Source organism: Streptomyces sp. NPDC020597, from assembly GCF_044335095.1.
Lineage (GTDB): Bacteria > Actinomycetota > Actinomycetes > Streptomycetales > Streptomycetaceae > Streptomyces.
On record NZ_JBIRUL010000004.1, the window covers coordinates 462,658 to 475,586 of the forward strand.

At 72.1% G+C, this 12,929-nt stretch carries 13 protein-coding genes, 2 tRNA genes and 1 riboswitch; of the genes, 8 read left to right on the forward strand and 7 right to left on the reverse strand.

The features are described 5' to 3' along the window. Positions 1–55: 55 nt before the first annotated feature. Both ACH4ZA_RS10740 and ACH4ZA_RS10745 read left to right on the forward strand, forming a co-directional pair. Positions 56–128, forward strand: a tRNA-Lys gene (locus tag ACH4ZA_RS10740). 96 nt (positions 129–224) lie between these two features. Next, complete coding sequence (locus ACH4ZA_RS10745; protein WP_398428865.1) at positions 225–674, forward strand: HIT family protein; 450 nt, start codon at positions 225–227, stop codon at positions 672–674. A gap of 45 nt (positions 675–719) precedes the next feature. Here the strand turns inward: ACH4ZA_RS10745 and ACH4ZA_RS10750 are convergent, their stop codons facing one another. Next, positions 720–1,016: a GntR family transcriptional regulator gene (locus ACH4ZA_RS10750; RefSeq protein ID WP_398428866.1), complete on the reverse strand. Its 297-nt coding sequence runs from the start codon at positions 1,014–1,016 to the stop codon at positions 720–722. Between the two features lie 159 nt (positions 1,017–1,175). Between ACH4ZA_RS10750 and ACH4ZA_RS10755 the strand changes: the two genes are divergently transcribed. Next, complete coding sequence (locus tag ACH4ZA_RS10755) at positions 1,176–1,523, forward strand: hypothetical protein (protein WP_398428867.1); 348 nt, start codon at positions 1,176–1,178, stop codon at positions 1,521–1,523. Beyond that, complete coding sequence (locus ACH4ZA_RS10760) at positions 1,520–1,840, forward strand: hypothetical protein (RefSeq protein WP_398428868.1); 321 nt, start codon at positions 1,520–1,522, stop codon at positions 1,838–1,840. The genes ACH4ZA_RS10755 and ACH4ZA_RS10760 overlap by 4 nt, the downstream gene beginning before the upstream one ends. On the opposite strand, the gene ribA is transcribed toward ACH4ZA_RS10760, so the two are convergent. Together ribA and ACH4ZA_RS10770 are read right to left on the reverse strand one after the other, a co-directional pair. Further along, positions 1,827–2,468: a GTP cyclohydrolase II gene (gene ribA / locus ACH4ZA_RS10765; RefSeq protein ID WP_398428869.1), complete on the reverse strand. Its 642-nt coding sequence runs from the start codon at positions 2,466–2,468 to the stop codon at positions 1,827–1,829. The two genes, ACH4ZA_RS10760 and ribA, sit on opposite strands and share 14 nt — an antisense overlap. A gap of 133 nt (positions 2,469–2,601) precedes the next feature. After that, complete coding sequence (locus ACH4ZA_RS10770) at positions 2,602–3,153, reverse strand: MarR family winged helix-turn-helix transcriptional regulator (protein ID WP_398428870.1); 552 nt, start codon at positions 3,151–3,153, stop codon at positions 2,602–2,604. A gap of 80 nt (positions 3,154–3,233) precedes the next feature. On the opposite strand from ACH4ZA_RS10770, the gene ACH4ZA_RS10775 reads away from it, so the two are divergent. The 4 genes from ACH4ZA_RS10775 (at position 3,234) to ACH4ZA_RS10790 (ending at position 7,182) form a co-directional block, all read left to right on the forward strand. Continuing rightward, positions 3,234–4,361 carry a dihydrofolate reductase family protein gene (locus tag ACH4ZA_RS10775; RefSeq protein WP_398428871.1) on the forward strand — a complete coding sequence of 376 codons (1,128 nt, stop codon included), beginning with the start codon at positions 3,234–3,236 and terminating at the stop codon, positions 4,359–4,361. Between the two features lie 71 nt (positions 4,362–4,432). After that, positions 4,433–4,506: transfer RNA gene (locus tag ACH4ZA_RS10780), tRNA-Met, on the forward strand. 346 nt (positions 4,507–4,852) lie between these two features. Next, positions 4,853–5,021: riboswitch (cyclic di-AMP (ydaO/yuaA leader) on the forward strand. Positions 5,022–5,028: 7 nt separating this feature from the next. Continuing rightward, positions 5,029–6,075, forward strand: a complete 1,047-nt coding sequence (locus tag ACH4ZA_RS10785; RefSeq protein WP_319280912.1) for a M23 family metallopeptidase — start codon at positions 5,029–5,031, stop codon at positions 6,073–6,075. A 162-nt stretch (positions 6,076–6,237) separates the two neighbouring features. Next, positions 6,238–7,182 carry an aldo/keto reductase gene (locus ACH4ZA_RS10790; protein ID WP_398428872.1) on the forward strand — a complete coding sequence of 315 codons (945 nt, stop codon included), beginning with the start codon at positions 6,238–6,240 and terminating at the stop codon, positions 7,180–7,182. A gap of 64 nt (positions 7,183–7,246) precedes the next feature. On the opposite strand, the gene ACH4ZA_RS10795 is transcribed toward ACH4ZA_RS10790, so the two are convergent. From ACH4ZA_RS10795 to ACH4ZA_RS10810, 4 genes are all read right to left on the reverse strand, one after another. Next, a complete protein-coding gene (locus tag ACH4ZA_RS10795; protein ID WP_398428895.1) occupies positions 7,247–8,827 on the reverse strand; it encodes a PrsW family intramembrane metalloprotease in 1,581 nt (526 codons plus the stop codon). 55 nt (positions 8,828–8,882) lie between these two features. Beyond that, positions 8,883–9,728 (reverse strand): tRNA (guanosine(46)-N7)-methyltransferase TrmB, encoded by an 846-nt coding sequence (trmB, locus tag ACH4ZA_RS10800; RefSeq protein WP_398428873.1) that lies wholly within the window; start codon positions 9,726–9,728, stop codon positions 8,883–8,885. 182 nt (positions 9,729–9,910) lie between these two features. Continuing rightward, positions 9,911–11,128 carry an L-2-hydroxyglutarate oxidase gene (gene lhgO, locus ACH4ZA_RS10805; RefSeq protein ID WP_398428896.1) on the reverse strand — a complete coding sequence of 406 codons (1,218 nt, stop codon included), beginning with the start codon at positions 11,126–11,128 and terminating at the stop codon, positions 9,911–9,913. A gap of 356 nt (positions 11,129–11,484) precedes the next feature. Further along, positions 11,485–12,909 (reverse strand): MFS transporter, encoded by a 1,425-nt coding sequence (locus ACH4ZA_RS10810; RefSeq protein WP_107443239.1) that lies wholly within the window; start codon positions 12,907–12,909, stop codon positions 11,485–11,487. Between the last annotated feature and the right edge of the window lie 20 nt (positions 12,910–12,929).

The following is a 12,929-nucleotide window of genomic DNA, read 5'->3' on the forward strand; positions in this document are numbered from 1 at the left end:
TACCCGATCGGAGACACGGCCGCCTCCCGCTATGCTCGGGGAGGCAACATCACCGGGGCCCTTAGCTCAATTGGCAGAGCAGTGGACTTTTAATCCATTGGTTGTGGGTTCGAGTCCCACAGGGCCTACCGGTGCGGGGGAGGGGGCAATCCCCTCTGACCTGCCGAGCGGCGCCCGGATCGGCTTAGGCCGGCCCGGGCGCCGCTGTTCTACGATCTCGGTTCATGACGACTCCCGACTGCTTCACCTGCAGCAAGGAAGAGCAGTTCGACGACCTTCCGCCACGCGAGTGCGTCGTGCACGACCAGCACTGGCGGGTGGCCCACTCCTTCAACACGGCGGTTCCCGGCTGGCTGGTGCTGCTTCCCCGACGCCACGTCGCCGCAGTGCACGACCTCACCGACGCCGAGGCGTCCACCCTGGGGACGTGGCAGGTCAAGCTCTCCCGGGCCCTTCGGGAGGTGACGGGTTGCGCGAAGACCTACGTCGTCCAGTTCGCCGAGGCCGAAGGCTTCGCGCACGTGCACTTCCACATCGTGCCGCGCATGGCCGACCTGCGGCCGGAGCACCGGGGGCCAGGCGTCTTCGAGCTGCTCCGGCGGCCCGAGGCGCAGTGGGTGACGGCCGACCAGGCAGACCGGACGGCCCGTCTTCTCCGGGCCGCACTTCAGTGACGGCCGACCGCGTGTGCCGGCCAGACCCGGCAGCCGCCTCGGTCGTCAGGCGTCCGGGTCGCTCTCCCGTGGTGCGTCGCCGGACGGCTGCTCGACGACGAAGGACCCCTTGCCGCGCACGGTGACGATCAGCCCGCGCTCCCGGAGTTCCTGTGCGGACCGCCGTGCGGTGAGTCGCGCCACGCCGTACTCCTCGGCGAGGTGGTTCTCCGAGGGGATCGGCCTGTCCGGAGCCAGCTCGCCGGTGGCGATCTTCTTGGCGATGACGTCGGCCAGCTGTACGTAGAGAGGCCGCGCGCTCATCGGGTCCAGGGTGGCGTCCGACTCTTCTGTATCGCTCATTTGTCCAACGTAGAGCGGCAGTGATGTGCACGATCGTGTGGATCCCTCTGTACTTGTATGTAGAGGGATGCAGAGCGGTGTAGCTTCCAGGATGGAAAGACCCCGGCGAGGTGAGCAGACCTCCCGGGGCGTGGCCAACGCTTAAGTAGGAGCGTCGACATGCACGACCTTATCCGTCGCACCCTCGAGTGGGTGCGTCTTCTCCTCGCGCCCGGCACCGGGAAACGGCGTCGCACCCACCGTCAACGGCCCCGGCTCTGCCTGCACTTCACCGCCGTACGGCACGACCCCGTACCCGTGGAGCCGCGCCTCCCCCTCCACCGTTCCCCGTACGGGCTCGTCGGCTCACTCGACGGCGCGGAGTCCGTTCTCGTGCGCCCCTTCCTCGCCGCGCACGATCGGGAGGCCGCGCTCCGGCAGCGTCGTCGGCCTGCCCTCGTCCTGGCCGCCGACTTCGGGATCGACCTGGACGGGCACCTCATCGGCGCGCGGGAGGTGGCCGCGTGACGAAGCCGGCCTTCTCCTCGTCCCCCCGGCTCCTGCCCTGGCCGTCCCCCGAAGGGAAACCCTGCTACCTGGTGACCGACGACCAGGGCAGCCGTCTCTCTCGTCTCGCCGACGAGCTGGAGGCCCAGCAGCTCGCCCTGGCCGTCGACGTGCTCGGACTCGCCCGCCCGCTGCTGGACGATCCCGCGTCGCCGTACACCGAGGTGCGTTACGCGGGACTTCGGCTCGCCGAGTGCCTGAGGGACGCCCTGCGCGTCGCCGAGTCCCGGGGCATGCGCCTGCCCGCGCCGGACGCCGGAGGCGTCAGACCGCGCTGAGGCCGGTGAGGGAGGCCAGCGGCAGCGTGTGCTGGGTCTGCAGGACCTTCGCTCGCAGGTAGCGGACGTTGTGCGGGGTGGTGAAGACGCCGGTCGGCACACGGTCCTGGACGTCGATGCCCAGACCCCGCAACTGCTCTGCCTTGTCGGGGTTGTTGGACAGCAGATCCAGGGACGTGATGCCGAGGGCGCGCAGCATCTGGGCGGCCGCCGTGTAGTCCCGGTCGTCCTCGGGCAGGCCGAGCGCGGCGTTCGCCTCGTAGGTGTCGAGGCCCTGGTCCTGGAGGGCGTACGCGTCGAGCTTGTTGTAGAGGCCGATGCCGCGGCCCTCCTGGCGGAGGTAGAGCAGGACACCGCCCGTCGCCGCTATCCGCTCGACCGCCTCGCGCAGCTGGGGGCCGCAGTCGCAGCGGGCGGAGCCGAACGCGTCGCCGGTCAGGCACTCGGAGTGCAGCCGGACCAGCGGGACCGAGCCCGCGGCCGGCTCGCCGAGGACGATGGCGACGTGCTCCTGGCCGTCGACGAGGCCGTGGAAGGTGACCAGTTCGGCGTCCACGGAGTAGCCGTCGTGGAAGCGGAGCGGAACCCGGACGCGGGCGCGCTGGGTGGCGGCGGGGGTGTCGGGCATGAGGGGCTCCCGGGTCCGGAGGGCGTTGACAGGGTGACACTGGGCCGGGTGTTGCTTCAGATTTGAAGCAACACCGACGAAACGAGACCCTACCCCATGCTTTAAATTTGAAGCAACGGGTTTGTGGTGTGGCTCACGAGACCCCGGAGGCCCCCGGGGTCCCCGGCGTTCCGGAGCAGGGCGACGAACGCCGCCGCCACGGGAGCTCCTCGGGTCCGGCCTCGCCGCCCGCGTCCTCCTGGAAACCCCGGACGACCTGCGTGAAGATCCCCTCGAGCTGTCCCACCTGCTCGGGGGTGAGCCGGTCGAACAGGCCGGCGCGGACCGTCTCGACATGGCCGGGTGCGAGGTTCTGCAGGATCGCCATGCCCTCGTCCGTCAGGACCGCGACGGTGCCGCGCTTGTCCCAGCGGCACTCCTCGCGCCGCACCAGCCCGTCCTTCTCCAGCCGGGACACCGCATAGGTCAGCCTGCTACGGGTGATCTTCAGCTGCTCCGCGAGCTCGGTCATCCGCAGTCGGCGCTCCGGGATCTCCGAGAGGTTGGCGAGGATGGAGTAGTACAGGTGGGGCATGCCGGCCTCCTGCTGGAGCTGCCGGTCGATCGCGTCCTCCAGCAGGAGGTAGCCGGCAACGTAGGCGCGCCAGGCGCGCTGCTCCTCGGGGGTGAGCCAGCGAGTCGTCATGCACCCAGTGTAGGTTGTTTCAAACTTGAACCAAGACGTCCACGCAAGACCGCCGTCGGACCGAGCCCGGGAGCACGCCGATGCCGTACCCGTACGTCCTGCTGTCCGCCGCCGTCTCCCTCGACGGCTACCTGGACGACACCACGCCCGAACGCCTGCTGCTCTCCAGCCCCGCCGACTTCGACCGCGTCGACGCGGTACGGGCCTCCGTGGACGCCATCCTCATCGGCGCCGGCACCATCCGCGCCGACAACCCCCGGCTCCTGGTGAACTCCCCCGAGCGGCGCGCCGTCCGGGTCGCCGCCGGCCGGCCCGCCTATCCGCTCAAGGTCACCGTCAGCGGCTCCGGCGACCTCGACCCGGCGGCGAACTTCTGGCACACGGGCGGCGAGAAGGCCGTGTACACGACCGAGAAGGGCGCCGAACGGGCCCGCGCGCTCGGCATCGCCGCACACGTCGTCCCGCTCGGCCCCGAGCTGGACTGGCGCCGCCTCCTCACGCACCTCCACGACGAGCTCGGCGTCCGGCGCCTCATGGTCGAGGGCGGCGGAACCGTCCACACCCAGCTGCTCCAGCAGGGGCTCGCCGACGAACTCCAGCTCGTCCTCGCCCCGCTGTTCGTGGGCGACCCGGACGCGCCCCGCCTCTTCGGGCCGGGCGGCTACCAGGGCGGACGGCTGCGGCTGGTGGAGACGCGGCGCATCGAGGACGTCGTCCTGCACCGCTACGAGCCCACCGCCCCCGGCGCCGGACCGCTCGCCGCCGCGGCCGACCGCCACTGGCTGGCCCTCGCCTGCGAGCTGGCCGCCCAGTGCCCGCCCTCGGACACCGCGTTCAGCGTCGGGGCGGTGATCGTCGCCGCGGACGGCACGGAGCTCGCCCGCGGGCACTCCCGCGAGGCCGGCGACCCGGTCGTGCACGCCGAGGAGGCGGCGCTCGCCAAACTCGACCCGGCCGACCCCGGGCTGGCCGCCGCCACCGTCTACACGAGCCTGGAGCCGTGCGCCCGCCGCTCCTCCCGTCCCGCCCCGTGCGCCCGCCTCATCCTGGACGCCGGTGTGCGCCGGGTCGTCACGGCGTGGCGCGAGCCGGACACCTTCGTGGCGGCGGCGGACGGGACCGGCCTGCTGGCGGCCGCGGGCGTCGACGTCCTCGTGCTGCCGGAGCACGAGGAGCGGGCGAAGGCCCCGAACCGGCACCTGCTGTGAGGCCGGGGCCGGGCCGCGACAAACCCTGGTGCTCGGCGTCCGCCGGATGACGTACACTTGAGACACAACGACGCGGGGTGGAGCAGCTCGGTAGCTCGCTGGGCTCATAACCCAGAGGTCGCAGGTTCAAATCCTGTCCCCGCTACTGAAGGCCGAGGGCCGGAATCTGAAAGGGTTCCGGCCCTCGGTGCTTTTGCCCCGGACCACTCCGCGCCGCCCAGTGCCACCCAGCGCCACTCCGGGGGCGCATCGTGACCCTTCGTGACCGCCCGGCCGCCCTGTGCGCCGGGGCCGGGGCGCCGTCGCTACGCGTGTGACGGGTGATGCGCGGCGGACGAGGGGCAACTCGCCCGTTTTTCACCGCTGCTGGCCCGAAAGTCCAGGCCAGAAATGTTATTGATCAAGCAGAAGAGCTTGGAAACGCACCCCCGGGTCTATTAACGTTCGATAACGCAGCGCGGCCGTCCCAGCCGGCACCAGAGCCGGCTCCGCGCGCGCACGCGCCGAATCCCGTAAGGGAACCGGGGAACCACCACCTTGGGGTGAATCACGCGGAAGCCTCCGTGAACTCGCAGAGTCCACGGCCGGTATACGCGCGTAGGAGACCTTCCGACTCCGAACCCGTCAGCTAACCCGGTAGGCGACGGAAGGAAAGGAGTGCGCCCGCGTGGCGTCCAACCCGCCTGCCCCCGAGGCCCCGTACGCGCCGGCCCGACCCTCCACCGAGACCTTCGGCTACGGCGGCCACCGCACCGACGAGGGCCCCTGGGAGGAGTGGAACCCCACCGCGGAGTCCATTCGCCCGGTACGCGGCAAGCACCGCGTCGCCAAGCAGCGCGGCGGCGGATTCGCCCGCAGCTCCACCGTCCTCGGCGTCGGCGTCATAGCCGCCGTCAGCGCCGGCGGGATGGCCAGCGCCAACACCGGCAAGGCCCCGGTCTCCATCTCCATGCCGGACCTGCCCGGCGTGGGCTCGCTGATCTCCGAGGACGAGCCCGCCCCGGAAACCGCGTCCGCCCTGGCGAGCTTCGGCTCCGAGGCCGCCGTCGACAACGACACCGACGCTGACGCCGGCACCGCCCAGAGCGTCGCCGACGCCGGCGAGGCCCTGCGCAGCCGGATCATGGCCCAGGCCGAGTCGCAGAAGACCCAGGTCGAGGTCAAGGCAGCCGCCGCGGCCGCCAAGGCGAAGGCCGACGCCGTCGTCAAGGCCGAGAAGGAGGCGGAGGCCAAGGCCGCCGCCGCGAAGAAGAAGGCCGCCGAGGAGGCCGCCGCCAAGGTCGAGGCCGCGCGCCTGGCCGAGCTGGCCAAGCAGTACACGCTGCCCACCTCCTCGTACACCATCACCTCGACGTTCGGTCAGGCCGGCTCCCTGTGGTCCTCCGGGTACCACACCGGACTCGACTTCGCCGCGCCCACCGGCACGCTCATCAAGGCCGTCCACTCCGGCACCGTCACCGAGGCCGGATGGGCCGGCGCTTACGGCTACCGCACCATCCTCACCCTGGACGACGGCACCGAGATCTGGTTCTGCCACCAGTCGTCGATCAACGTCAGCGTCGGCCAGAAGGTCGCCACCGGTGACGTGATCGGCCGCGTGGGCGCCACCGGGAACGTCACCGGGGCGCACCTGCACCTCGAGGTCCACCCGAACGGCAACGCCGACGGCATCGACCCGGCGGCCTGGCTGCGCAGCAAGGGCCTCAACCCCTGAGCCCTCCCTCGAGGACGCCTGAGTCGTCTCTCGAGGAGCTTTCAGGACCATCGAGCAACGGCAGCCCTGACGGCCACCCCCGACGTCAGGGCTGCCGCTTGTTCACATGTTCTTCGTGCCCCGCGCGGAATGGCGTGCCCGCCGCGTCCGTTGAGACGAAGCATGACTTCTCTGCGCACCATCGGCTCCTCCGACCTCGAGGTCTTCCCGCTCGCCCTCGGCGGCAACGTCTTCGGCTGGACCGCGGACGAGGCGGCCTCCTTCGCCGTCCTCGACGCCTACTCGGCCGCGGGCGGCAACTTCGTCGACACCGCCGACTCCTACTCGGCGTGGGTCGACGGCAACAGCGGCGGTGAGTCCGAGACCATCGTCGGCAGGTGGCTGAAGGCCCGGGGCAACCGGGACGACGTCGTGATCGCCACCAAGGTCAGCCAGCACCCCGACTTCCCCGGTCTGTCCGCCGACAACATCAAGGCCGCCGCCGACGCCTCGCTCCGCCGCCTGGACACCGATCACATCGACCTCTACTACACGCACTTCGACAAGCCCGAAGTGCCCGTGGAGGAGATCGTCGGCGCCCTCGACGAGCTGGTGAAGGCGGGCAAGGTGCGGCACATCGCCGCCTCCAACATCTCGCCCGAACGCCTCCAGGAGTCCCTGGAGTTCTCCGACCGCGAGGGCCTCGCCCGGTACGTCGCACTGCAGCCGCACTACAACCTGGTCTCCCGCGACACCTACGAGGGGCAACTCCAGGATCTCGCCGCCCGTTTCGGCCTCGCCGCCGTCCCGTACTTCGCGCTGGCCGCTGGTTTCCTCACCGGCAAGTACCGGCCCGGCACGACCGTCGAGAGCGCCCGCGCCGGCGGCGCCGCCAAGCACCTCGACACGACGCGGGGCCGCAGCGTCCTCACCGCGCTGGACCAGATCGCCCGCGCCCACGACACCCAGGTCGCCACCGTCGCCCTGGCCTGGCTCGCCGCGCAGCCGACGGTGGCCGCGCCCATCGCCTCGGCCCGCACGGTCGAGCAGCTCCCGGCGCTGCTCGGGGTGGCGGACCTGGAGCTCACGGAAGCGGAGGTCGCCCGCCTGACGCAGGCGTCGGCGTGACCTGATCGACGCGCGGCTCCACGGCCCTACGGGTGGGGGACGGCCCTACGGGTGGGGGACGACTCTACGGGTGGGGGTCTGCCGCGGGGCGGGGGCCCGGGCCCGGAGGATACCCGTATCCGTGCCCTTGCTCTTGTCCGGTCCCGGTCCCGGTCCCGTACCCGTACCCGTACCCGTATGAGGGTGTGTGGCCGTTCCTGTGGTCGGTTCCGGAGGAGTGCGGCCGGCCGCCGTACGCCGGGCTCTGGCCGTACGCCGGCCCGTGCGCGTATGCCGGGCCCTGGCCGTATCCCTGCACCGGGCCGTACGCCTGACCCGGGGGGCCGTACGCCGGGCCCTGGCCGTACCCGTACGCCCCGTACACCCCGGGCGCCCCGTACGCCGGCCAGGGCGGCGGGGGCATCCGTACCGGAGGGGCCGTCATGCGGGCCGCGTAATCCATCGCGGGACGGGCGACGTCCTTGCGTCGCCACAGCTCGTTCAGCAACTCCCGTTCGCGGACCAGGAAATCGGCGCCGGCCCGTCCCTGCCGGCCGCGGTGGCGCAGGAACGCGAGGGACGTCGCGTACGCCTCGTACTGGGCCACCGCACGGGCCGCCGGCCTGCCGAGGTGACGCCCCGCGTACACCCGGGCCAGCCGCCGGGCCCGCATCGAGCCGAGCGCGAACGGTTCGGCCGGGGCGATCCAGCCGGCGGCCGCGTAGGCGGGCAGCTCCTCGCGCACCGTGCGCAGCTCGCGCTGGCGCGTCCACACCACCAGCCAGGTCAGCAGCCCGAACGCGGGCACCATGATCGCCGCGTACACCGCGAAGAATCCGAGCTCGCCGAACGACGAGGAGCCGTTCCACAGGGCGTGCATGCCCATCGCGAGGAGCAGCCCGGACAGCGGCAGCAGCACGCGCCGCGTGTGCTGACGCTCCCCGGAGAGCGCGGCGACGCCGAAGCCTATGCCGGTCAGGACGGTGAACAGAGGGTGCGCGAACGGGGACATGACGACGCGCACGAAGAAGGTCGCGGCGGTGACGGAGGCGATGCCGCTGTCGCCGGTGAGCTGGTCGGTGCCGAAGGCGGTGCCGAGGTAGAGGATGTTCTCGGTGAAGGCGAAGCCGGTGGCGGTGATCCCGGCTATCACCACGCCGTCGACGATCCCGGTGAAGTCCCGCCGGCGGAAGAGGAAGACGAGCAGGACGGCCGCGGCCTTGGCGGACTCCTCGACGACCGGCGCTATGACGGTCGCGCCCAGGGTGTCCGCGCCGGACGGGTCTGCGGTCGCGGTGGCTATCCATCTGGTCGCGAAACTGTTGGCGATGATGGCGATCAGCGCCGCCGCGCACGCCCCCCAGGCGAAGGCGAAGATCAGGTTCCGCCACGGGCCGGGCTCTACCCGGTCGAGCCACCGGAAGGCGGCGACGAGCAGCGGCACGGGCAGCACGGCGAGCCCGAGCCCCACGAGGAGGCCCTCGGTGCCGGTCTGTTCGCGGACCAGGGCGAGGATGACCAGCCCGGACAGGGCGAGCAGGGTGACCAGCGCCCCGTACCGGACCCACCTGTGCTGCCACCAGTGAGCGTGCCGGAGCACACCGCCCTCGGGCCCGCCGCCGGGGTGCGGCGGTTGCGGCGGAACGGGCGGAAACGGGGAACTGATGGCCACGGCATCGACCCTAACGAGGGAGGGGACTGTGGTGGACGGAATGGTTCGGTCAGTGATCCCCGGGCTGGACGCGATGCTGTACGCGCCGGAAGAGCAGATCGTTCACCACGTGACTCTTGTCCAGCCCCTGGCCCTCGAAACGGGTCAGCGGCCGGAAGTCGGGGCGGGGGGCGTACCCGCCGTCGGCCCGGGTGTTCTCGAAGTCGGGGTGCGCGGTCAGCACCTCGAGCATCTGCTCCGCGTACGGCTCCCAGTCGGTCGCGCAGTGCACGAGCGCGCCCGGCTTCAGCCGTGTCGCGGCCAGGTCGAGGAACTCCGGCTGGATCAGCCGCCGCTTGTGGTGGCGCTTCTTGGGCCAGGGGTCGGGGAAGTAGACGCGCAGCCCGGCGAGTGAGTCCGCCGGCAGCATCTCGCGCAACAGGATGATCGCGTCGCCGTTGGCGACCCGGACGTTGGTCAGCGCGTTGCGGTCGGCGAGGCCGAGCAGGTTGCCCTGGCCCGGCGTGTGCACGTCCACCGCGAGGATGCCGGTGCCGGGGTCCGCGGCGGCCATCTGCGCGGTCGCCTCGCCCATGCCGAAACCGATCTCCAGCACGACGGGCCGGTCTGCTGCGCCGAACAGCTCGGCGAGGTCCACCGGACGCCCGTCGATGTCCAGCCCCCACTTGGCCCACAGCCGCTGCAGCGCGTCCGCCTGCCCGGCCGTGACCCTGCTGCGGCGGGGCTGGAAGCTGCGGATCCGCCGCTCGAAGTGCGAACCGGCGGGATCGGCCCGCGGCCCGTCGGGGAACCGCGGCTCCCCCTTGGCCCGGGTATGCCGAACGGGCTCCCCCGGGTGGTGCTCACCACGCGGGGAGGACGGGGGGACATCGGGAACACTCACGGAATCAGACACAGTGGGGTCGATTTTACGGGGCCCGCGCGGGCGCACGGGGCCCGTGTGACCCACCCCGCTCCCCACGCACGTCCGCGCCGGTTCCCGACCGGACACGCCCGGCCGGTCGGGCGCCCAGGACGGCGGTGGCCCGACGGCCGGTGGGGCGCTCCGGCCGCGTTCCGCACGTCGTGCGGCTCCCCTCACGCGTCGGCCAGTGCGCCCAAGGCTCTGCGGGCCACCTCGCGGCCGATCGGCAGGGAGGCCGTCGCCGCCGGTGAGGGCGCGTTCAGGACGTGGACCGTACGGGGGCCCTCCCGGATCAGGAAGTCGTCCACCAGGCCGCCGTCCCGCAGGACCGCCTGCGCGCGGACGCCGGCCGCCGTCGGCACCAGGTCGCTCTCCTCCACCGCCGGGAGCATTCTGCGCACGGCGTCCACGAAGGCGCCCTTCGAGACCGACCGCCGCAGTTCGCCGAGGCCGTACCGCCAGTGCCGGCGGCCCATCCGCCACACGCCGGGCCACGCCGCCGTCGCCGCCGCCTCCCGGGGATTCACGACGCCCCAGCCATAGCCCTCCCGCGCCAGCGCCGGCACGGCGTTGGGACCGACGTGCACCCCTCCGTCGATGCCCCGGGTCAGATGGACGCCGAGGAACGGGAAGGCGGGATCGGGCACGGGGTAGACCAGCCCGCGCACCAGCTCCGGCCGCGCCAGCTCGTAGTACTCGCCGCGGAACGGGACGATCCGCACCTCCGGCTCGTCGCCGGTCAGCCGTGCGATCTCGTCGCAGTACAGCCCGGCGCAGTTCACCAGCACCCGCGCCCGTACGACGTCACCCCGGGCGGTGAGCACGGCCACACCGCGCTCCGGCCGCCGGTCGATCCGCACCACGCGCGCGCCGTACCGGATCTCCGCCCCGGACGCCTCGCCCAGCCGCTGGGCGACGGCGGTGTAGTCGCAGACGCCGGTCGTCCGCACGTGTATGGCGGCGAGCCCCTGCACCTCGGGCTCGTACTCCGCGATCTGGGCGGCGCCCAGCTCCCGCACCGTGATGCCGTTCTCCCGGCCGCGCTGGACGAGACCGTGCAGCCGGGGCAGCTCGGACCGCTCCGTGGCGACGATCAGCTTGCCGGTGACGGCGTGCGCGATTCCGTACTCCGCGCAGAACTTCGTCATCTCCGCGGCGCCGCGCACCGCGTACCGCGCCTTCAGGGTGCCCGGCCGGTAGTAGATCCCGCTGTGGATGACCCCGCTGTTGCGGCCGGTCTGGTGGCGGGCCACCCCCGGCTCCTTCTCCAGCACCGTGACCCGCGTGCCCGGCGCGGCCCGCGTGATCGCATACGCCGTGGCCAGACCCACGATGCCGCCGCCCACCACGAGCACGTCACAGTCGTAAGCGATCTTCGGCACGTGCACCACCTCCCGGCTTCGATAGTGCACTGCGCCACTGACAATCTCTTCAAACCCGACGCGGCACGGCACTCCTCGGCAGAGCGCGAACCGCGCGGCCGGCTCCGACGCGCCCCGTCTTCGCAAAATCGCAGAAAACGATGGAAAGGGTATGCGGAATTGGAATGGCGGCCAAGCCTCGCCGACCGGGCCTCGCCGACCAGGCCTCCACCGACCAAGTCCCACCGATCAAGCCCACCGGCCATGCCCCGCCGGTCGTGCCCCACCGATCAAGCCCACCGGTCGTGCCCCGCCGGTCATGCCCCGCCGGTCAAGCCCACCGGTCATGCCCCGCCGGCCACGGTCCCCCACTCGGCGCGGAGCGCTCACGCGGGGGTCATGAGTAACGGCCGCGCCCTCTCCCGCAGCTCCACCACCCGAGGCTCGTCGCCGTAAGGCTCGAGCCGGTGCAGCAGGTCCTTGACGTACTCCGTGGTGCGGGCGGACGAGATGCGGCCGGCCACCTCCACCGCCCGCACGCCCTGCTCGCAGGCCGCGTCGAGGTTGCCCGACTCCAGTTCGGCGACCGCCGAGACGACGAGCCGCAGTCCGTGCGAGCGCACGAACTCCTCCGTCGGCTGCGACAGCGCCTGCTCGGTGAACCGGCGCACCTGGCGCGGGGCCTTCAGGTCGCGGTAGCACTCGGCGGCGTCGGCGGCGAACCGGTCGTAGGAGTAGAAACCGAGCCAGGACGGATCGTGGTCGCCGTCGCGGGACCGCTCCAGCCAGCCCTCGGACGCCTTCAGCGCCGCGCCGGCGGCATGCGCGTCCCCCGCGCGAGCGTGCGCGCGTGCCTCCACGAGCCGGAAGAAGCTCATGGTGCGGGCCGTGGCCAGCCCCCGGTTGCGCTCCAGGGCCGCCTGCGCGAGGTCGACGCCCTCGTCGCCGAAACCGCGGTAGGTCGCCTGGAGGGACATGGACGCCAGGACGTAACCCCCGAGGGGCACGTCGGCCGCCGCGCGGGCCAGCCGCAGCGCCTGGATGTAGTACCGCTGCGCGGCCTCCTGCTGACCGGTGTCGAAGGCCATCCAGCCCGCCAGCCGGGTCAGTTCGGCGCTCGCGCCGAAGAGCGCCCTGCCGACCTCGTCGGAGTACGAGCCGAGCAGCAGCGGCGCCGCCTCCACCCGCAGGCACTCCGGGACCATCGACGAACGCCAGTCGCCGCCGCCGTACTTGGAGTCCCAGCGTCTGGCGTCCTCGGCGGCCTCCCGCAGCTTCTGCACGTCGCTGTGGCCGACTTTGAGCGGTGCGCCGGAACCTTCCAGCAGGTGGACGTCGCGGGCGACCGAACTGTCGGCCGGGGTTATCAGCCATCGTGAGGCGGGCGTTGCGTACGCGCTTACTGCGAACGATCCGGCCAGCGACTGCCAGATGCCTCCCGAGCCGGCCCGGCGCCCCGCGAGATCCAGGCGGTAGAGGTCGGTCGCCGAGCGCACGGCCTGGCCGACGTCCCTGGGAAAGGCGAGGCCCACCTCGGGAGCGGGATCCGCGTCCGCCAGGCCGATCTCGTGGAGCGGCACCGGACGGCCGAGCTTCTGCCCGATGGCGGCCGCGATGAGGTGCGGTGCGGCGCCCTGCGGCACCATGCCCTTCGACACCCAGCGCGCCACGGACGTCTTGTCGTAGCGAAGAGTCAACCCGCGTTGGGCGCCAAGGTCGTTGACGCGCCGTGCGAGTCCTGCGTTGCTGATTCCCGCGAGGGCGAGAACGGCGCCGAGTTTTTCGTTCGGCCCGCGTTGCTCCCTGGACATTGCGCCACCCCTCGACACAG

Bases quoted from the DNA above. Each gene is read 5' to 3' on its own strand.
- ACH4ZA_RS10745 (WP_398428865.1), top strand. From the start codon at position 225: ATGACGACTCCCGACTGCTTCACCTGCAGCAAGGAAGAGCAGTTCGAC.
- ACH4ZA_RS10750 (WP_398428866.1), bottom strand. From the start codon at position 1,016: ATGAGCGATACAGAAGAGTCGGACGCCACCCTGGACCCGATGAGCGCG.
- ACH4ZA_RS10755 (WP_398428867.1), top strand. From the start codon at position 1,176: ATGCACGACCTTATCCGTCGCACCCTCGAGTGGGTGCGTCTTCTCCTC.
- ribA (WP_398428869.1), bottom strand. From the start codon at position 2,468: ATGCCCGACACCCCCGCCGCCACCCAGCGCGCCCGCGTCCGGGTTCCG.
- ACH4ZA_RS10770 (WP_398428870.1), bottom strand. From the start codon at position 3,153: ATGACGACTCGCTGGCTCACCCCCGAGGAGCAGCGCGCCTGGCGCGCC.
- ACH4ZA_RS10775 (WP_398428871.1), top strand. From the start codon at position 3,234: ATGCCGTACCCGTACGTCCTGCTGTCCGCCGCCGTCTCCCTCGACGGC.
- ACH4ZA_RS10790 (WP_398428872.1), top strand. From the start codon at position 6,238: ATGACTTCTCTGCGCACCATCGGCTCCTCCGACCTCGAGGTCTTCCCG.
- ACH4ZA_RS10810 (WP_107443239.1), bottom strand. From the start codon at position 12,909: ATGTCCAGGGAGCAACGCGGGCCGAACGAAAAACTCGGCGCCGTTCTC.